The sequence below is a fragment of the Sphingobacterium sp. PCS056 genome (assembly GCF_023273895.1).
Lineage (GTDB): Bacteria > Bacteroidota > Bacteroidia > Sphingobacteriales > Sphingobacteriaceae > Sphingobacterium.
The window spans coordinates 3,514,507-3,534,504 of sequence record NZ_CP096883.1; the positions used below are offsets into that span (position 1 = coordinate 3,514,507).

Sequence of the window (19,998 nt, forward strand, 5' to 3'; positions counted from 1 at the left end):
TTGTAAAATTGAGCATTAGACTAAATTTTGGAGACCAAATTGAGCCAGCTGATCAACTATCGGAAGGGTTTTCAATCCTAATTCGGTGAGGCTATATTCAACTTTTGGAGGAATCTGGGGATAGACTTTCTTCGTGACCAATTTATGCTCAACAAGCATATTTAATTCTTGAATGAGCATCTTTTCACTAATGCCGGTGACAGCTCTTTTGAGTTCACCATAGCGCACCGTATTTTCATTGATCTGGAATAGGATCATCAGTGTCCATTTACCGGCCAACAATGATAGTGATGCTCTTACAGGACAACTTTCGTCACAAGGAGCTATTGATTTTATTTTTTTTCCCATTGATATTCAGTGATTCTAACCATTTGGTAAGTACCTAACTAAGTGGTAAGTACTTGTACAAAAGTAAGTTAATTAATAGATTTGAACAAGTTATACATCAAATAAAGATTAGCGCATATGAGAATTTTAGTATTTGGAGCTACGGGCTCACAGCAGTCCCATGTCATTGACGAAGCAAAGAAAAAAGGTGCAGACGTATTTGCGGTTACCAGTTCGGAAAAAAAATTTGAAAAATTAATACAAGCAGGTGCAACACCGGTATTGGCCAACCTGAAAGACGCCGATAAAATGCTAGAAATTACTCAAGGCATGGATGCAATTGCTTTTATGATTCCTGTTTCATTGCCCAATCCATTGGATGGATTGCCATATTCAAAAAATCTGATTGATGCAGCGAAAGCAAATGGAGTAAGTAAAATCGTCTGGAATACAAGTGGTTGGCTGGAGTCTCAAAAAGTAGGTTCTCCGGTGGATGACGTAAAATTGGATGTTCAAGATTATTTGAAAAATAGTGGAGTGGACTACGTCATCATCCAACCGACTATCTATATGGAAAATATGATGGGCGCATTTTGTGCACCGTTTATAACCAACGAGAATAAATTGGCTTACCCTACTCCTGAGGCAATGCCCATTGGCTGGATCGCATCCAGAGATGTGAGCGCTTTTGTCGTTGAAGCAATTTACCATACTGATCTAAAAGCAGATACATTCAAAATCAGTGGGATGGAAAACCTAAAAGGGAATGATCTGGCGGTTCAGTTTTCTAAAGGGGTAGATCAAGAAATCGTGTATTATGCTCAAAAGCCTAAAGAATTTGCTGATATCTTACAGGCGTTTGTAGGAGAAGCAGGAGCTGCTAGCGTTGCAGCCTATTACGAGAGTCTTCAAAATGCAACTGAATACCCATCCAAGTTTAATTCAAAAATGTATGAAATTTTGGAAAAACTTCCCGTTCAGATGACCTCGCTAGCGCAATGGGCCCGCGATAATAAAGATTATTTCATTGCATAACCCTGTGGGTAATATCTTGATAGCATAATGTGGATTATGCTGATCAAGATGATTATTGACGTTCTCCTTAGCTTCCGTACTGATCAAGCATCTTGAAAATGTATAATCAAAATGGTAGTTTAATCATACATTATGGTATAAACTGGATCTAGTATGTATGTTAAATTTGGGCAATAATAAAGACAGGAAATGTCACTGAACTTGTATCCGATATTGTTTATTAAATCTCAGATAAAGAGTCCGGTAAAATGGGCTCTTTTTAAGATGATACTTTTTGTTTTTCCATAATATGCTGTGGAAATAAAAGCTGACAAGTCATCAACTTCAAATATATTAACAGTAACTTGATATCATAAACAGTGCAACATGCTTCATTCTGATGTAGAATGAACAACAGAAATTAAATACGATGATATGCAAACAATCAAATTTCATAAATCTGACTGCGGTGTGGAGGTTTTGCTCAATGTTTTGATTGGTGAGGATGTAAAAGAGAGTTACCTGGATACGGATACTTTTAATACCGATTTTTTTGAAATTGTTATTTTTAAGCAGGTATCGGGGACGTTGATCTTGAATCAGCAAAAAATCCATTTAACAGATAACAGTATTGTTTTTATTTCGCCCTTCCAAAAGAGAAGATGGAAATTAGAAGCTGATCATCTTGATTTTACGGTGCTTGTTTTTCAGGAAAATTTTTTAAATGATTTTTTTTCGGACAAATTGTTTAGCTATCGTCTTTTATATTTTTATCAATTGAATTTTCCGCTCGATATTCTCGTGGAACGAGAGGAGATCGCTAAAATTTGTACCATGCTATCCGAAATTAAGCTTGAACTTATATCTCCTAAACCGGATAGCGCACATATCATCAGATCGCTGACTTATTACCTACTGCAGAAATTCAATCGCACCTACGCTTTTCAGAATAAATTGTCTCTGGATAGTGCTGAGCATAATTTTGCTTATCAATACAAACTGCTGTTGGAGCAGCATATACGCCATTATCAAAGGATCGATGATTACGTCAAATTGTTGGGAGTAAGCAGAATAACGCTAAATGCTGCCGTAAAAAAGCTTTTCCATGTAACAGCAACCCATCTTTTGAAACAACGGCTGCTTTTTGAAATCAAAAACGAATTGATCCACTCGGGTAAAACGGTCACAGAAATAGCTTATGAGTTACACTTTTCAGAACCCAATCATCTGATGCGTTTCTTTAAAACACAAACAGGAATGACTACTGGTCAGTTTTGTGCCAATTATCAAAATGGTATTTATTCGTAACTTCTGGGTAGAATAGGATCGATCATGACCAACTATTTTTGTATCTGTTTAATATGTCATACGGATCTTCAGTGCATAGATCGTATACACCTTTATTAAAAGATATAAAAAAATTAAAGCTATGAAAAAAATGATTTTTGGTATTGCCTTGACCCTAGCGGCATTCGTGACGTTTGGTCAATTGAAAGTGGAAAATAAGGCTAGTGTGCAGTTGATCAGAAATGCCACTGTAGTATTTAAATATGGAGGTAAGGAATTTCTTATCGATCCCATGCTGGCCAAGAAGGGAGCTTACCCAGGCTTTCCTGGTACAGCAAATGCGCATTTACGTAATCCCATGGTGGAACTGCCTGTGGCGGTAGAAAATTTATTAAATCCGGATGCCCTAATTGTTACCCATATGCATGCCGATCACTGGGATGAAGTCGCCATACAGGTGCTTCCAAAAGATAAAATCGTATTTGCACAAAATGATGCTGACGCTGCGGCCATCAAGCAACAAGGATTTAAAAAGATAGAGGTGATGACTGCGGATACTCGTTTTGGGAACATCAAATTGCAAAAAACGCATGCACAGCATGGTTCAGACGAAGCGTATGCCGATACACAAATGGGGAAATTATTAGGACACGCATCGGGCATATTTTTTACTCATGCAGGTCAGAAGTCTGTATATTTTGCGGGTGATGCGATCTGGAATAATGATTTTGAATTGCAGTTGAAAAAACTAAATCCTGATGTAGTCGTACTGAATACAGGTGATGCTCAAGTAGATGGTTTTGGTGCCATTATTATGGGTGAAGAAGATGTATACAAAGTGCACCACATCTTGCCAAAGGCAACGATTATTGCGATTCATATGGAAGCGATTAATCACTGTATGCTAACGCGCAAAGCATTGGCTGACTATGTAAAAGAAAAGGGAATTGCTGATAAAGTGATCATACCAGCAGATGGGCAAAAAATTATTCTTTAGTCGATATCCTATTTTTTTAGATATAAGCATGTGTATTCATGCGAGAAGGAGCACATGTTGTATGTGTTCCTTTCTGTATATCGTCGGTTTGGATCCTGTAAGCTATATTAAACAGAAAAGCAAGATAAGAGTCCTCCGATTTGTCAGGCTGAAGTAAAAACCAATTGTATTGCTATAAATTATATTGTGCACAATATAAAATAGTGTACATTTGTTTCAAGCAATCAGATGTGAACTAGATCGTCCAGATGATCGAGCATACGGCAGAGTCTATTTTTGAAAATCTAGTTTGCTGTGCTTTGGAAGAAAAAAGTAAGAATTAAAAAATAAATAAAGATGAAAACATTGTATACAATTGGTGCCCAAGCTACTGGAGGTAGAAATGGTCAAGTAAAAAGCGAAAACAATATCTTGGATCTGGAAGTGCGTATGCCAAAGGCACTGGGAGGTGCTAACGATGATTATGCTAATCCTGAAATGCTTTTTGCGGCGGGCTATGCAGCCTGTTTTGACAGTGCGTTGAATCTGGTCATCAAACAGGCCAAAGTACAAACCGGTGAAACTTCGGTAACGGCAAAAGTAAGCATCGGCCAATTAGAAAACGGTGGTTTTGGTTTGGCTGCAGCATTGCACGCCAATATCCCGGGGGTGAGTTTGGAAGAGGCACAAGCTTTGACCGAAAAGGCACACCAGATCTGTCCGTATTCAAATGCGACGCGTGGAAATATGGACGTTGAAATCCATGTCTCCAACCAATAGTCGGCATCAACCGTAGGATACTTTATAGCATAGAAATGGCCGCTCTAGAGCGGCCATTTCTATGTCATATCATCAACGAGCGACTAGTCCCAGTTGACATTGAGGTTGTTTTCTGTTGCAAATTCTTTACCTAATGCTAATAAAGAAGTGATTCTTTTCTCAAACTCGGCACTGTATTTTTGCTCGATAGCTGTCGAAATCTCTTCTTTCTGTTCCTGTGGCGCATGGGCATCACACAGTTTTGCATAAGCTGTATATTCGTTTTTATATACCGGCAAGACAAATTCATATAGTGCTATGGCTTGCTCTTTAATCTCTTTTCTGCCATCATCATTGGCCGATAATGCCTCAAGATCTTTCAACACTTTCTCCAGATAGAGCACTTTGTTTTTGACCACCTCTGCTGCTTCATTACCATTTTTTTTACTGGAAGGAATATCGGGATATTCTACGCTATGGTCATGGAGCTGTTTGGTAAATGCAGGTGTGCCAAAATCTGTAATCATATTGGTATTTAAAATCGCGACACCAAAAAATTTATCTGCAGGTTCGGAACAGGATTGTAAGAACATAACTGATGTCAAGAGGAGGATGCATAATGGAGCAAATAACGATTTAAAGGTGCTTTTCATGTAATTTGTTTTTAGTTTCTTAATAAAATGATCTGTTTGATTTAAAAACAGGATTGTCTGCCAATGAAATCAAAAATTGAGCCATAGGCACGCTATAGGTTGACATCACTAGGGTAGTTCCTTCATTTTCTGTGTTTTTCAGTTCGAAAAATATTTTTTACTGTATAGCATCTTCTGTAGGTACGTCAAAAAAATATACCCATATCAGAATATGGACTATTGTCCGTTTAACATGATGGGTGAAGCAGTATAAAAGATCTTTGGAATTAAAATTTACCATCCTTTTTTACAGCGATCGATATAAGAGTCATGAAAAGGAAATTTTGCTGCCAGATGCAGTCGTTGCAGATCGGCAGAAATCGGTGGTGGTTTTGGTCATTGGCGAATCGGCAAGACGGGCTAATTTTTCGTTATATGGTTACAGTAAAAATACCAATCCCTTGCTTTCCAAAGTACCCAATTTATATCATTTTGATGCAAATTCCTCTGCCACTTACACCACTGCAGGTGTAAAATCGATTTTGGAACATACCGATACGGATAAGTTATATGAGATCTTGCCCAATTATTTATATCGAAACGATGTGGATGTCGTGTGGAGAACTTCCAATTGGGGCGAACCTCCCGTCCATATCAAAACCTATCAAAAGACCGAAGCTTTAATGCCACATTGTAAGGGCGAAGGATGTAACTATGACGAGGTACTGCTGTCGGGTCTGAAGGAGCAGATTTTGACAAGCAAAAAGAACAAGGTATTGGTTATATTGCATACCAGTACCAGTCATGGTCCAACTTACAATACCAAATATCCAGCTCGTTTTGAAGTTTTTAAGCCCGTATGTAAAAGTGTTGATTTAGGTAAATGTTCGCAAGCAGAGCTGATCAATGCTTATGACAATACCATTGTCTATACCGATTATATGCTTGCAAAAATCATTGACGATCTAAAGCAGTTGAAAGACTATCAGAGCGCAATGATGTTTGTGTCGGATCATGGTGAGTCTTTAGGAGAAAAAAACTTATACATGCACGGGGTGCCGATGAGCATCGCTCCGAAAGAACAGTATGAGATCCCATTTATCGTATGGGTATCCGATGGTTCAAAAATGGTGAAGCCCAATAAAATATTATCTCAAAACCACGTGTTTCACAGTGTGTTAAAATTCTTAAATGTACAAAGTCCAGTTTACGATGAAGGGATGAGTATTTTTAAATAGTTTTTTTTTATAAATGGATAATATCTTAGTAGAATATTGCTATAAATTATTATTTAAAATTAACGCTATTTTTCCTATCTTGTCTGTATAAAAGGTTAAATGTTTTTATTATTTTCACCAATTAAAACTAAAACATCTATTTATTTTATAAGGTATGGACAACTACCCACTCCCGGAGAACGAATTGGAGCGAATCCGTCAGCTAAGATCACATGAACTTTTAGGATTGGGGAAGGATCCCGATCTTGACGTTTTTGCTCAGGCGGCTTGTCTTATTGCAGACTGTCCTGCTTCGCTGATCGCGATGATGGAGGAGGATACGCAGCGGATACAGAGTTGTGTCGGGATGGAATTGGATACCGTTGAGCGACGTCATACGGTGTGCCAGTACACCATTATGAGTAAAGAACTTCTGGTCATAACGGACACGCTCGATGATCCGCGATCATCAGCCAATCCGCTGATCCGTGAAGGAAATATTCGTTTTTATGCTGGTGTTCCTTTATTGGATGATGAAGGATATGCTTTAGGAACGATCTGCGTCATTGATTTTGAGCCCAAATCACTGAGCGAGAAACAGGTGGAATCTTTGGAGCAGTTAGGAAAAGCGGTTACAAAAATTTTATTGAGCAAAAGACGAAAGATACAAGCGGGCTATTTTGAAGAGATTTTTCATCTGACCAACAATCTGATCTGTGTTTTAGATAGTCAGTACCTGATCAAGGAGGTCAATCCTGCTTTTGCAGAACTCGTAAAAGTGGAGAAATCGCAAATCTTGGGCACTTCGTTTCTCACCTTGCTGCAGCATAACGCCAAAGATTTTCAAGAATGCTTGTATGAAATCGCCGAATCGCACCAGGGTGTGCCCTGCACAACTGTACTACCACAGGCGGATGGTAACGATATTATTATTGAATGGTTCTTTAAGTATGATGCCAATACGGGTGAAATATTTGCTTTTGGTCGCAATGTGACCCAGGAGCGCGAAGAGCAACAGAAGCTGGAGAATTCGGAACGCCGTTTTCGCAATTTCTTTGAGAATGGCATCGGTCTGATGAGTATGCATGACCTGGAAGGAAATATACTCGAGGTCAATGAAAAAGGTCGAAATCTGCTCAGATACTCCAAGGAGGAGGTGAATAGTCTCAATCTCAGACAGCTCGTCCCGCAGCACCATCTGTCAGGTCTGCAGGGTTACCTAGAACGCATCAAATCTAATGGTGAGGATTCGGGCATGATGATTCTAAAATCAAAAACGGGTGAAAAAATCTACTGGCTCTACCATAATATGCTGGAAAAAGATGTGGACGGCAAAACGTATGTGGTGAGCACTGCGCTCAATATGACGGAGCGTATACAGCTGGAGAATGATCTGATCCATACTAAGCAGATCCTAGAGCAGACCAATGCCGTGGCACAGGTCGGTGGATGGGAAGTCAATCTGGAAGAAAATAAAGTATTTTGGTCAAATTCTACCAAATTGATCCATGGTGTGGGGCATGATTTTATGCCTGATTTTGAACATGCTATCGGTTTTTATGAAGAAGAAAGCCAAGCAAAAATCACCGAGATATTTAATAAATCGGTCATCGAAGGTACTTCTTATGATGTCGAATTGCGACTCAAAAAAGCAAGTGGTGAAGTCATATGGGTTCGTGTAAAGGGTATTCCCGAATTTGAAAAGGGTATCTGTAAGCGTGTGTTTGGTATCATCCAAGATATAGACCAGAGCAAAAATGTATATCTCCAGTTGGCACGCAAGGAAGCGATGCTACAGGCATTTGTCGATTATGTTCCTGCCTGTGTCGCCATGTTTGACCGCGACCTGCGCTATGTTTCAGTCAGTCACCAATGGGTAGACGATTTTCATAAAGATGAAGAAAGGATTTTAGATCAGTATCTTTTTGAACTCTTTCCCAATATCCCAGAGAGTAGAAAGAAAATTTATTATGATGCGCTAAATGGGGAAGCGTATAAAAATGTCGATGAATTGATCGATGTAGAAGGACAGGAGCAACCGCAGCACTTCAATTGGGAGGTCAGACCATGGCACCTTGCTGACGGCAGTATCGGAGGAATCATCATTTTTACGCAAAATATCACTGAATCCGTTCAGGTCAATCTGGAACTCAAGCAGGCTAAAAAATTAGCCGATCTGGCTAGTCAAGCAAAATCAGAATTTTTGGCCAACATGAGCCATGAAATCAGAACACCTTTGAATGGGGTCATTGGATTTTCGGATCTGCTGCTCAAAACTCCGCTCAACGATGTCCAAAAACAATACCTCAACTACATCAATGAATCGGGTAGCAGTCTATTGAATATCATCAATGATATCCTTGATTTTTCAAAAATTGAATCGGGTAAACTGGAACTATACATTGACAAATCCAATGTGTATGATCTGGCACACCAGGTGATCAATGTGGTTCTGTATCAGGCGCAACGAAAGGATATCGAGCTCTTATTGAATATTGAACAAGGTCTGCCGCAGTCGATCTGGATCGATGAAGCCCGATTAAAGCAGGTATTGATCAACTTGCTGGGCAATGCCGTTAAATTTACCGAAAAAGGAGAAATTGAACTGAAGGTCGAAAAATTGGAAAGTGGCAATGACAAACTCAAGTTGCGTTTTTCTGTTCGCGATACAGGTATCGGCATCCCCATCGAAAGACAGCAACGTATTTTTGATGCTTTTACACAAGAAGACAGTTCGGTAAGCAAGCGTTATGGGGGTACTGGATTGGGACTTACGATTTCCAATAATTTATTGAAATATATGGGCAGCAAATTGTGCTTGGAGAGCGAGTATAATAAAGGATCTGATTTTTATTTTGAAGTGGATATGCCTTATGAAGAAGGAGAATTAGAAGAGGAGGATGACCTTGCGCTGAGCCGGATCTTGGTGGTGGACGACAATGCCAACAACCGCACCATCATACAACATATGTTGACCTACAAAAAGATTGAATCTGTACTCGCTGAGAATGGTTTAGCTGCTTTACAGCTCTTGATGAGTGGCGAACGATTTGATGTTATTTTGATGGACTACCATATGCCGATTTTGTCAGGCTTGGAGACGATTGAAAAGATCAAAGAGCTCTTTTACAAACAAGGAGAAAGTATCCCATTGATTGTGTTGCACACGTCTTCAGAAGAACATGAGGTGATTTCAGCATTTCGTCAGGAAGAACGTTCATTTTGTCTCTTAAAACCCATTCGATCGGAAGAACTGTATGTTACCCTGCGACGAGCGATCAAACAAAGTAAAATAGATCCTAAATTGGATAAATTAACCGAATCGTTGCCTAATTCAACGATTTATGAGCAACGTGCAAGGGTGCTTTTAGCAGATGACAATTCCGTCAATATGGCGCTCAACAAAAGGATCATGAACTTAATTATGCCCAATGCTGAGCTTATCGAAGTGTCGAATGGTAAAGACGCAGTTTATCAATGTATGGAATATCATTTTGACCTGATTTTGATGGATGTACAAATGCCTGAGATGGATGGTGTAGAAGCAACTCAAGAAATTCGTCTGCTTGAAGGTTACCAAGATATTCCTATTATCGGGATTACAGCGGGTAACATTCGTGGTGAAAGAGAAAGATGCCTAGAAGCGGGAATGTCAGATTTTCTTCCGAAACCTTTACGACAACAAGAGCTGTATGCTGTGCTGCAGAATTTTATTGAAACTACGCCCATTGAGGATCAAAGCGACATGGGCATGGATGGACGAGTAGATATCCAGGCACTGACTGAGCGGATCGACGACGATCCTAGCTTTAAATCTTTCTTTCTTAATCTGGTGATCAAAGAGCTGCAGCAGGCAACGACGCAACTCAAAAGCGCCAGAGCAGCTGATGACAGTCAACATATGCGTATTGTGCTGCATAAATTGAGGGGCACGACTTCTACCGCGGGTCTAATCAAACTGGCCAAGCTAACGGCCGATATGGAAAAAGAATTGACATCGATCGCACAATCCCTGCCTTTGTTGGATCAGATCGAGCGAGAAATTGAAATTGGAATATATTTAATAACTAAACTTTTAAACGAGCAATAGTATGTTGATTTTAATTGCTGAAGATGACGAATTGATCTTGCGCACGATCGAACATAAACTGGTAAAAGAGGGCCATACTGTTATTTTGACACGAAATGGTAAGGAGGCAATCGAAAAATTACAAGAGCTGGATATTGATCTTGTGGTGACCGATATCATGATGCCTTTTGCCTCTGGAATAGAAATTCTTTCGGCGATCCGATCATTTGGCAAAAAAACTCCTGTCATCGTGCTTTCGAGCATGGGGCAGGAAGAAGTCGTGATCGATGCGTTTGATCTGGGAGCTGCGGATTTTATGGTCAAGCCTTTCAGTCCAAACGAGCTGCTTTTGCGTATCAAACGTTTAAAAAGTTAATCTATACAGATAGGCCATGGTACACCAAATCACCTTAAATGAACTTGTTATCGCGATTATAATCGTCTTTATGATGGTTATGGTCATGATCATCGCGGTACTTTTATATAGTTTATATCAGTATCGGATATTGCACAATAGGCAGATTTGGACCCGTATCATTGAAAACAAGATTATCGAATCGATTGTTGGTGGTCATCAAGCGATAGCAGATGATCAATCTTTCAATAGCAATCTCCGAAAATATGCTTTTCGTGACCTTTTCTTAGGCTTATTGGTCACTTCTGAACGAAAATTTTCTGGTGCTGCCCGTCAGGAGATCAGCTTTCTCTTTCACCAGTATCACTTAGAAAAGGAGGCCTGGAAAAATCTTAAAAAGAAAAAAAACTACCTTGTGGTAGCGGGTATTCAAGAGCTTTCGGCGATGGGTGTAACACGTGCGCTCTCTGTATTTACATCATTGCTCAAACATTCGGATCGGCTTATCTATCAAGAAGCACAATATGCGGTCCTCACGTTTAAGGGATTTGAGGGCTTATCTTTTTTAAATACGCTGCATTCACCACTTTCTGACTGGCAGCAACTGCGTTTGCTACATTCGATAACGGAAATACCGGATTCACATGACCTGAGTCCCGCCTTATGGTTGGAGAGTAGCAATATCACAGTGATTGTTTTCACCTTTCGCTTGATACGGAAATTTCAGCTGCTCACTTTTTACAATGCAGTTTTGAAACTGTTAGATCATGATCATGTGCATGTTAGGAGGGAAGCCGTCAGAACACTGGAGTCATTGGAAAATGATGATACCGCCCATCAGTTGACAACATCATTCCCGCAGCAGCCGCTACCGGTACAGCTGGAGATATTAAAGGCATTGAAAATATCTAAAAGTATGGAGTGTCTGGCATTTCTGAAGCAGCAGTTTTTGGAACATCCGGATAATGCCATCAAAATCGCTGCTGCTGAAGTGATGGTCTGCCTGGGTCAAGAGCAGTACCTCACGGATATGGCTCTGGACAGTAACACGGCCTTGCGTTTTAAACAGATTGTCAACCATGCTTTGCAGAAAAAGATATGTTAGAATTTGCTCATATTGTCTATGAAGTCGTCATCTGGATATTTTTGGTGTATTCAGCGGCTATATTTTTGATTTATAGCTGGATAGGATTGTATGCTTATGGAGCAGTATCCCGATATAAAAACGATAATACGTTTACCGACTATAATTTGATTGCCACCAATGCCAATGCGCCTAATTTTAGCGTGATCGCACCCGCCTACAATGAAGGCATGACCGTGGTTGAAAATGTACGTTCGCTCCTGTCTCTATATTACCACAATCTGGAAATTATCATCGTCAATGATGGGAGCCGGGACGACTCGATGGACAAGCTCATCGCGGCATATGAGCTTGAATCGGTTCCTTTTTTTATACAGGGAAATATCGAAACCAAGGCCATAAAAGGCATCTACAAAAGTAAAAATTCGGCTTTTAAAAAGCTGATCGTGGTAGATAAGGAAAATGGCGGTAAGGCCGATGCGCTCAATGTTGGGGTCAATATATCATCTGGGGATTATATCGTCTGTATCGATGTCGATTGTATCTTAGAACAGGACGCATTATTGAAGCTGGCAAAGCCATTTTTGGAACAAACCGATAAACGTGTCATCGCTTGTGGAGGTGTGATTCGTCTGGCCAATAATTGCAAAATCGAAAATGGCAAAGTCGTCGATATCAATTTACCGCAGTCATGGCTTGGACGTACCCAAGCGCTAGAATATATCAGAGCCTTTGTTTTGGGCAGAATGGCCTGGTCCAGGGCGTCAGGTCTTATCTTGATCTCAGGAGCATTTGGAGCCTTTGATAAACAGATCGTGCTTGCTTGCGGTGGATATGATAGCCAGACCGTTGGTGAAGACATCGAGCTCGTCGTGCGCATGCGCCGATATATGGAAGAAGAAAAACTTCCTTATGAAGTTGTCAATATTCCCGATCCGCTCTGTTGGACAGAGGTGCCGGAGTCCAAAGAGGTCTTGAAAAAACAGCGCAATCGCTGGATGCGAGGTACGATGGAGACCTTATGGAAGCACCGCAAACTCATGTTTAATCCCAAATATGGAAAACTCGGGATGCTCAGTATTCCCTATTGGTTTTTCTTTGAGTTTCTAGGTCCTCTGATCGAATTTTTTGGCTATATCGTCTTTATTGTTTTCTTTTTTTTGGGCATCATTAATTGGACTTTTTTCTTTGCCCTATTTGCCCTGGTTATTTCCTCTGGTATCTTGTACTCGATATATGCGATATTAGTTGACTTGGTCAGTCACCAAGTTTACAGCAAGAAACAGGATCTTTCGAAATTAATTACAACGGCTATTTTAGAGCCATTTTACTTTCATCCCCTCATTGTCTGTGCCGCTGTGCGCGGTTCATTGGATTATTTTCGAAAGCAGCATAGTTGGGGAGATATGAAGCGCCAGGGTTTTCAACAGGCAGCACCTGATGCATCTTTTCTAAAGCGCGTAGGTATGCAGCTCGTGATAGGATTGAAAAATTATGGAATCATTGCACTTGTATTTTTAGGGCTGTTCCTGTTTTCGGTCGGTGTCGAATGGTGGTGGTATGGTAGACAGTTTGCACAATTAAATCATCATCCAGGTATCGTCCAACTTGTATTGGACAACCTGGCTTTGGCTTTTGAGGTATTGGCTGTGGGTGGTCTGATCTATCTGATCCTGCAGTTTGTCAGTATCCCCTTGGCTAGGTTGCAAGCGCATCTACTCCTGACATTGGTCGTCGTGATGCAATATGTCTTGTTTCTTTACTTTGCAGAATCTCGCAATTTGCTTGGAGCTGATCTATTTTATTACAATACCGCCGATCTGATGCAGATCTTACAAGCGAGCGGTATGTTGAGCATCACCAATGTCGCCTTACTGATTTTATTGGTAGTAGGTACCTATATTACTTTTTGGCTAGCGTCAAGAAAACCGCTGAAGACGATTTATGTCAGTATCACTGTATTTATACTGGGGCTGGCGGCAAGTGGTTTACCGCTCGATTATTTTAAGCGTTTTTCAGCAGGTGGAGATGAGTTTGTCCAAAATTCGGTGCGAAGTAAATGGCGTTATTTTTTAAAGTCAAATGTGACCAACTATCTCGATGAGCATCCGGGCATGCTGGCTTTTGGTGCCCAAGATGATGCTGTAGGAAGCAATGAAAGTTTTCCTTTTCTCCATGATGAGGATACCAAAGATATGTTGGGTCCTTATTTTGAAAAAGCAGCAGCAGCACCCAATCTCGTCATCATCATCGTCGAGGGGTTGGGGCATTCTTACAGTTCTCCGGCTGGATATATTGGAAATTTTACGCCTTTTATTGATGATCTGAAAAAGAGTTCGTTGTATTGGGATAATAATCTAAGCTCTTCAGGACGGACTTTTTCGGTCCTTTCGACCTTAACGGGCTCATTGCCCTTTGCTTCTCATGGCTTCTTAGAACAAGATACCTTGCCCAAGCATTTCAGTCTATTTAATATCTTACAGGCCAATGATTTTAACACCGGTTTTTTCTATGGTGGCGATGCTCATTTTGATTTCATGCAAAAATACATGGACAGTAATCAGATCGATACCTTAATTGATCAAAAAGCATTTCGTGCCCCTTACAAAAAACTTCCGGAGAAAGGGGGTGAAAGCTGGGGATATGAAGATCAGGCCGTCTTTAATAAATTGTTGGAAGTACAGCAGGTGCAGTCAAAACCCTATTTTCATGTCCTGTTGACCTTATCAACGCACAATCCATTTTTGATCAATAATGCTGCTTACTATGAACAGCTTTTTGATCAGCGAATGGCGACACAAACACTCACGGCAGATCAACGAAAGTGGGCATTGGAAAATCGAACCCAATTGGTTTCTGTTTTAAATCTGGATGATGCCATGAGTCAATTTTTTAAAGCTTATCAGCGAAGAGCTGATTACGGCAATACCATCTTTGTGATTACGGGTGACCATGCCATGCCCGAGATTCCATTGGAGAGCAAGATCGATCGTTATCATGTTCCCCTGATCATTTATTCACCTTTGCTAAAAGCGGGCCATACCTTTCATAATAAGGTGAGTCACTTTGATGTCACACCATCACTGCTAGCCTACTACAGAGAAAACTATGGAGTTCATACTCCTAAGCAGGTCACGTGGATAGGAAAGGGTTTAGAGATCGGCACCTCTGCTAAAAGTAACGGTGCTGCGATGATGCAGAGCAAAAATCAATTGATAGACTTTGTCTATGGCGACTACCATCTGTCAGATGGACAGTTGTATCAATTGGATGCGCATATGAATGAGGAACCTATTGTGGATGAGTCTTCAAGAGAACTGCTTTCTAAGCGCTTTAATACTTTTAAAAATAACAATAAAAGATTTTATACCAGCAAACAATTGTTTCCCGATAGTATTTATACGAATTATTTCAAACAAGCGATATCAAAACCTTAAAAGGTTTTGATATAGCCCAATGTGACGTCGATTTGATTGCCTTTCTCACCTAATCTAAATTCTTGATTGTAGTAGGTTGAAGAAATGGAAAAGAGATTGGTCCGATTGATGGAGAAGTTATATTCGGCACCGACTTTAAACGTTTTCAATTTGTAATTAGAAATTTCCAAAAGATTATTTCTGTTTTCTTCAGGGCTTAGACCCGTGCCGATAATAAATCCCAAATAGTCATTTGCCCCTTTGGTATAGTAACGTACTGTACCTGCATAGGATTGCGAGATATTCTGGTGACTAGGAGTCAAATAGGTCTTTAAATTGAACCAAAAGTTTTGATAGTATTTGCCTATAGATGCTGTATACATCCAGATATTGTCTGTAAAGTAAAGCTGTCTGTACCCAATCTCGCCTTCAAAACTATGGGGTAGGTTGGCGTATAAAGATACGCCAGTTCTATATTTTGGAAATATGCCTACGTTATTTGAATATCCACCTGCCACATAGAGGTAAAACATCTTGGACAATCTGGGATACGCTTCTACTTCAAACTGAACCCCATTTTCAGCAAATTTATTGGCATAGTTAGTTCTGAAAATAACAGAACCCAACGGCGTTGCTCTTTTATAACTCAGCGCTACGATGTGCCAGTCATGATCAAACTGTTTGTCAAAGTGGACAAAATTATAATTGAGGCCTATGGCATTCTTAGCGGTGTACTCTTGTATATTTTTGGCCAGTGCTCTTGCCTCAGCATGCTTAGGATTTAATTGTAACAACTGGTTTACTGATTGTTCGGCACTTGCATAGGCATTGTTGCTGTAGGCTACTTTTGCCTTTAACAGAAGCAGGTCCTGTGAAGTCGGATGAAAGGAAAGACCTTGGTCGATCAGTTCAATAGCTTGTGCAGGTTGATCATTCCAATAGACAAACGATGCATACGCCAAGTAGAAATCTTCATCTTGAACATGGGATCTATGGAGCTGTTCAAATACAGACCGAGCTGAATCGGTTTGATCAGACCAGGTGTAAAGCCGTCCTAAAAAAATCCGTATATCGGTATAATCTGGAGCCTGCTGTAATGCCTGCTTACTGATTTTTATGGCCTCGGCATAATTTTTTTGATCAAAGGCAACGGTACGAGCTTTTACAAAAAGTTCATCTGCGGTTAGTGTTTTTTCCTGACAAAAGCTTGATAATGGTCCCATCAGTAAGCCAAATAACATGTAAACAAGTTTATTCATCTTAAATCAAATTTTTTAGATATTAGGATAGATATATTTAATAACTAAAGTTAGTAAAATTTGTTTATCAATTTATCAATACTTGCTCCTTATGCACGAGGATTCTGTTATTTTAATACGGTTAGGTTAAGGCCTGCTCACTAATCTGATTTCGAGTATTTTATGGCTCTTAGCTGAGCCTGATCCAGCCACCTTAATCTTTAATTCGCTGGCTGTTAATAGCTTCTGTGCCAGTGTAAATCGCACCGTCTTAATACCTGGTGTGCCAGCTTCTGTTGACAATGTGCCTGTTTGCGTATCGTTGACCCATATCTCCGTTGCTCGTGCTGCTTGTTCATCCACATATTTGATATAGATATCAGCTGTCTGGTTACGCTCTTTTTTCATCATGTAACTAAACCAGCCCTCCGCTTCACGCCAACGGGTATCGTCAAATACGCCCGCAACACTGTTTTGTTGTTGAATAAAATGATCGGACTCAGGTTGTTGCTCTCCACAGACGACCTTATCTAGGGTCAAAGCATCTAATTTTAAACTTTCCAGCTCGTCACGTTCCATTTTTTCCTGTAATTCGGCCAGTTCTTTTTCGGTTGCCTGTGGCCAATAAATGATATAGCGGCTATCGTGTATTTTGTAAAAGGGTTCAAGTTCCATGCTGATGTGCTCTTTTCCTAATCGCAGTCCTGCTAATGAAAAGTGCAAAGGCTTTGCAGCAATAGGTTTAACCAGGTTCGGGATCTCGGATGGATCAGTTGTTAAGATCGGTAAATCGGAAGACGGTATCTGCCTGCCTTTGGCGACATGGCCCATTCGGCTGTCGTCAGCACGTAAATCGGGTAATATTTCCGTAGCTACACGTGCGCCCAATACAATAGGACCATAGAGCAGGCTATAATAATTGCTCCGATCCGGCAGCTGTTCGGTACGGATAGCCATAGGAAGCTCAATATCTACGCGATCACCTTTTTTCCATTTACGTTTGATCGATAGCATATCTTGATCCTGTTCTGTGATCTGATACACCTGACCATTGATCCGTACTGTTGGAGCCTCCTTTAACCAGATCGGTTTCCGTATGTGCAATGTAAAAGTCGATGTTTTTTGTTTAGGATGGATAATAAGGCGTGTACTGGCTTGTTCTGGATAATTATTTTCCTGTACCACTTCGACTCCTTGCTCACGCCAGTTTAATCGGGAGGGGATAAAGAGATTGACATAGAGCTGATCATCTTGGTGTGCATAGATCATTTCACCATATTTAGCATGGTTTTCTATGCCCGATCCCACACAGCACCACATGCTGGTATGCGGCTGCGAATATACCCTGTAATGTCCTGGACGAATTTGTGTAAAGTAAACAAAACCTCCATGCTCTGGATGTTGGCTGGATAAGATATGATTATATAAGCTTCGCTCGTAATAATCGAGGTATTTGCCTTGCGGATCTGTTTGGTGAAGCATTTTTGTCAACCGGAGCATATTGTAGGTATTGCAGGTTTCGGGTCCTTCAATGCTGTGGACCATTTTGGAAAAATCATCCGTCGGGTTAAAATGTTCACTGACACTGTTACCACCGATGGAGATCGAACGTTTGGATACAACAAGTTCCCAAAAGTAGCGCGCAGCATCTTCCCAAGTTTCATCCTGTGCTATATCTGCGATCCTTTTAAACCCCAGCACTTTTGGAATTTGGGTGTTGGCATGCTTGCCGGTCAATTGATCTTGATGTTGGATCAACGGGGTCAAGATCTCCTGATGGCTGAACTTGCGGGCTAGTGTCAGATAAGCTGGATTTTGCGTGATGGCAGCCACATCGGCAAATGTTTCGTTCAGTCCGCCATGTTCACTCCGCAACATATCCTGAATCTGCTTATCCGACAACTGCTGGACAAGCCTAATCGCCCAGTCTGTCATTTTGATCAGCATATCTTTAGCCTCTTTATTGCCGGTTAACAAGTAAGCATCACGTAAGCCTGCATAAGTCTTATGAATATTGTATAAGGGCACCCATTTGCCGTTTAAGTTGAAACCGCCGGCTTGAATATTTCCCTGCCTAATTTCTTCCCAGATCACCTGACCTCCAGGTACTCCACCAATGTATCCATTTCCATTTGCATCTTGACATTGTTTGAGGGTAGACAACATGTAATCCAATCTTCTTTTGATCTGTAAATCACCTGTAGACGCATACATATGAGCCAAGGCAGAAATATAGTGTCCACCGATATGACCGTCCAGTCCTGTATTTTCCCAATTGGTATAGGATTCTTTCTTTTGTGGTAGACCAGCTTCTCTAAGGAAAGGAGCCAGTAGACGATCTGCATCAAGTGTCAATAGATAAGTTAAATCCAGATCTTCAGCATGCTTGAAAGGTCCAGGGAGCAGACGTACATCTTTGAGATCAAAATAGGACAATACCGGTTTTGTCTGTGCTGATAATTCAGCAGTACAGATGACCATACAGGTGAGATAGGAAAGGATGCTCTTCAGCTTCATAACAATTCGGGTTTAGGTGATACCATTGGAGACAACGGTTTGCAGTAAATTAAATGTTATTTATACATTTATTTGATTAGAAAAAATAATTGGCTATGCTAACGTAGGTGTTACCATTAATCGTTAATAGACCAACTTGGCAAATAGCTTAAAAAAGACATGATTTTTTCTTTGTAGATATCTTTGTTCAAGCGGAAGTAGAAAGCTCCTTTTTTAGAGTTTTCTTTATCTTTTTCCTTGAGCTTAATGATCAGTTCTGAGGAAAGCAATTTACGGCTAAAATTTCGGGTATCGAGCTCGGTATCATATACGCCTTCGTAAAGGGATACAATCTGCGGAATCGTAAATTTCTCGGGCAAGAGTTCAAATAGAATAGGGTAAAGAGCTGCCTTGGCACGAAGTTCCCGTTTAGCTTTTTCAATCATCTGCTCGTGGTCAAAAATCAGTTGCGGCAGTTCTTTGAGCGGAAACCAACGTGCTTCAAATTCCTCACTGATGATATGTTTATATTGGTGGGTATCGATCAGCGCAAAATGTGCGATACTCACTACGCGTCCATATTTTTCACGGTTAGGATCTCCAAAGATACCACAGTCTTCCATATAGACATCTTCTAACCCTGTGAGCTTTTTTAATATGCGTGAAGCAGCCTGCTGGGGATTTTCATCGGGTTGAACAAATCCGCCCATTAAGCTCCATTTATTTCGTTCGGGCTCAAATCCTCGTTTTATCAGCAGAATTTCTAAAGATTCTCCATTAAATCCAAAAATAATACAGTCCACAGCTAATAATAAGCTTGGTTCGTTTTTGTAAAAATCCATCATTGATTACTCTCGTTTTATAATTAATTAGTGATACAAAATGTCTCGTATCTGTTACAATATCTAAAATGTTTCATAAAAAAACACATTTTTCTACCTATTTAATTGATTAGCTTATCAAAGCAGGTAACTATTTATTCCTATTGCAATACAAATCAACGAAAAAAAAATTAAAATTTCATTTTTTAAAAAAATAAATGTTAATTTGACATTAATTACTTTAAATACCGGATCGTATGATGGATTCAGAAAGGGGATTAAAGTATAACAGATTATAAATCAATAT

Annotated in this window: 14 protein-coding genes; 9 read left to right on the forward strand and 5 right to left on the reverse strand. The window is 40.2% G+C overall.

Going from position 1 to position 19,998, the window contains the following annotated elements; translation table 11 throughout:
* Nucleotides 1–15 precede the first annotated feature (15 nt).
* Entirely contained in the window at nucleotides 16–348 is a 333-nt protein-coding gene (locus MUB18_RS14675) for a winged helix-turn-helix transcriptional regulator (protein ID WP_248753623.1), read from the reverse strand.
* A gap of 117 nt (nucleotides 349–465) precedes the next feature.
* Here MUB18_RS14675 and MUB18_RS14680 point away from each other — a divergent pair, with 117 nt between their 5' ends.
* The 4 genes from MUB18_RS14680 (at nucleotide 466) to MUB18_RS14695 (ending at nucleotide 4,384) form a co-directional block, all read left to right on the forward strand.
* Nucleotides 466–1,362, forward strand: a complete 897-nt coding sequence (locus MUB18_RS14680; protein WP_248753624.1) for an SDR family oxidoreductase — start codon at nucleotides 466–468, stop codon at nucleotides 1,360–1,362.
* A 414-nt stretch (nucleotides 1,363–1,776) separates the two neighbouring features.
* A complete protein-coding gene (locus tag MUB18_RS14685) occupies nucleotides 1,777–2,649 on the forward strand; it encodes a helix-turn-helix domain-containing protein (RefSeq protein WP_248753625.1) in 873 nt (290 codons plus the stop codon).
* A 121-nt stretch (nucleotides 2,650–2,770) separates the two neighbouring features.
* A complete protein-coding gene (locus MUB18_RS14690) occupies nucleotides 2,771–3,625 on the forward strand; it encodes an MBL fold metallo-hydrolase (protein ID WP_248753626.1) in 855 nt (284 codons plus the stop codon).
* A gap of 336 nt (nucleotides 3,626–3,961) precedes the next feature.
* Nucleotides 3,962–4,384, forward strand: coding sequence for an organic hydroperoxide resistance protein (locus tag MUB18_RS14695; RefSeq protein WP_248753627.1), 423 nt, complete (start codon nucleotides 3,962–3,964; stop codon nucleotides 4,382–4,384).
* Nucleotides 4,385–4,467: 83 nt separating this feature from the next.
* Here MUB18_RS14695 and MUB18_RS14700 read toward each other — a convergent pair whose 3' ends face one another.
* Nucleotides 4,468–5,016: a hypothetical protein gene (locus MUB18_RS14700; RefSeq protein WP_248753628.1), complete on the reverse strand. Its 549-nt coding sequence runs from the start codon at nucleotides 5,014–5,016 to the stop codon at nucleotides 4,468–4,470.
* 260 nt (nucleotides 5,017–5,276) lie between these two features.
* On the opposite strand from MUB18_RS14700, the gene MUB18_RS14705 reads away from it, so the two are divergent.
* The 5 genes from MUB18_RS14705 (at nucleotide 5,277) to MUB18_RS14725 (ending at nucleotide 15,157) form a co-directional block, all read left to right on the forward strand.
* The gene (locus MUB18_RS14705) at nucleotides 5,277–6,233 is read left to right on the forward strand and encodes a sulfatase-like hydrolase/transferase (protein WP_248753629.1); all 957 of its coding nucleotides are present in this window, start codon (nucleotides 5,277–5,279) and stop codon (nucleotides 6,231–6,233) included.
* Between the two features lie 154 nt (nucleotides 6,234–6,387).
* The gene (locus MUB18_RS14710) at nucleotides 6,388–10,302 is read left to right on the forward strand and encodes a response regulator (RefSeq protein ID WP_248753630.1); all 3,915 of its coding nucleotides are present in this window, start codon (nucleotides 6,388–6,390) and stop codon (nucleotides 10,300–10,302) included.
* A gap of 1 nt (nucleotide 10,303) precedes the next feature.
* Entirely contained in the window at nucleotides 10,304–10,657 is a 354-nt protein-coding gene (locus tag MUB18_RS14715; protein WP_248753631.1) for a response regulator transcription factor, read from the forward strand.
* 16 nt (nucleotides 10,658–10,673) lie between these two features.
* Nucleotides 10,674–11,741 (forward strand): HEAT repeat domain-containing protein, encoded by a 1,068-nt coding sequence (locus MUB18_RS14720; RefSeq protein WP_248753632.1) that lies wholly within the window; start codon nucleotides 10,674–10,676, stop codon nucleotides 11,739–11,741.
* A complete protein-coding gene (locus MUB18_RS14725; protein WP_248753633.1) occupies nucleotides 11,735–15,157 on the forward strand; it encodes a sulfatase-like hydrolase/transferase in 3,423 nt (1,140 codons plus the stop codon). The genes MUB18_RS14720 and MUB18_RS14725 overlap by 7 nt, the downstream gene beginning before the upstream one ends.
* Here MUB18_RS14725 and MUB18_RS14730 read toward each other — a convergent pair.
* From MUB18_RS14730 to MUB18_RS14740, 3 genes are all read right to left on the reverse strand, one after another.
* Nucleotides 15,154–16,395, reverse strand: a complete 1,242-nt coding sequence (locus tag MUB18_RS14730) for a YaiO family outer membrane beta-barrel protein (RefSeq protein ID WP_248753634.1) — start codon at nucleotides 16,393–16,395, stop codon at nucleotides 15,154–15,156. The genes MUB18_RS14725 and MUB18_RS14730 overlap by 4 nt on opposite strands.
* A gap of 126 nt (nucleotides 16,396–16,521) precedes the next feature.
* Nucleotides 16,522–18,891 (reverse strand): glycoside hydrolase family 127 protein, encoded by a 2,370-nt coding sequence (locus tag MUB18_RS14735; RefSeq protein WP_248753635.1) that lies wholly within the window; start codon nucleotides 18,889–18,891, stop codon nucleotides 16,522–16,524.
* 116 nt (nucleotides 18,892–19,007) lie between these two features.
* Entirely contained in the window at nucleotides 19,008–19,715 is a 708-nt protein-coding gene (locus MUB18_RS14740) for an NUDIX hydrolase (protein WP_317233164.1), read from the reverse strand.
* Between the last annotated feature and the right edge of the window lie 283 nt (nucleotides 19,716–19,998).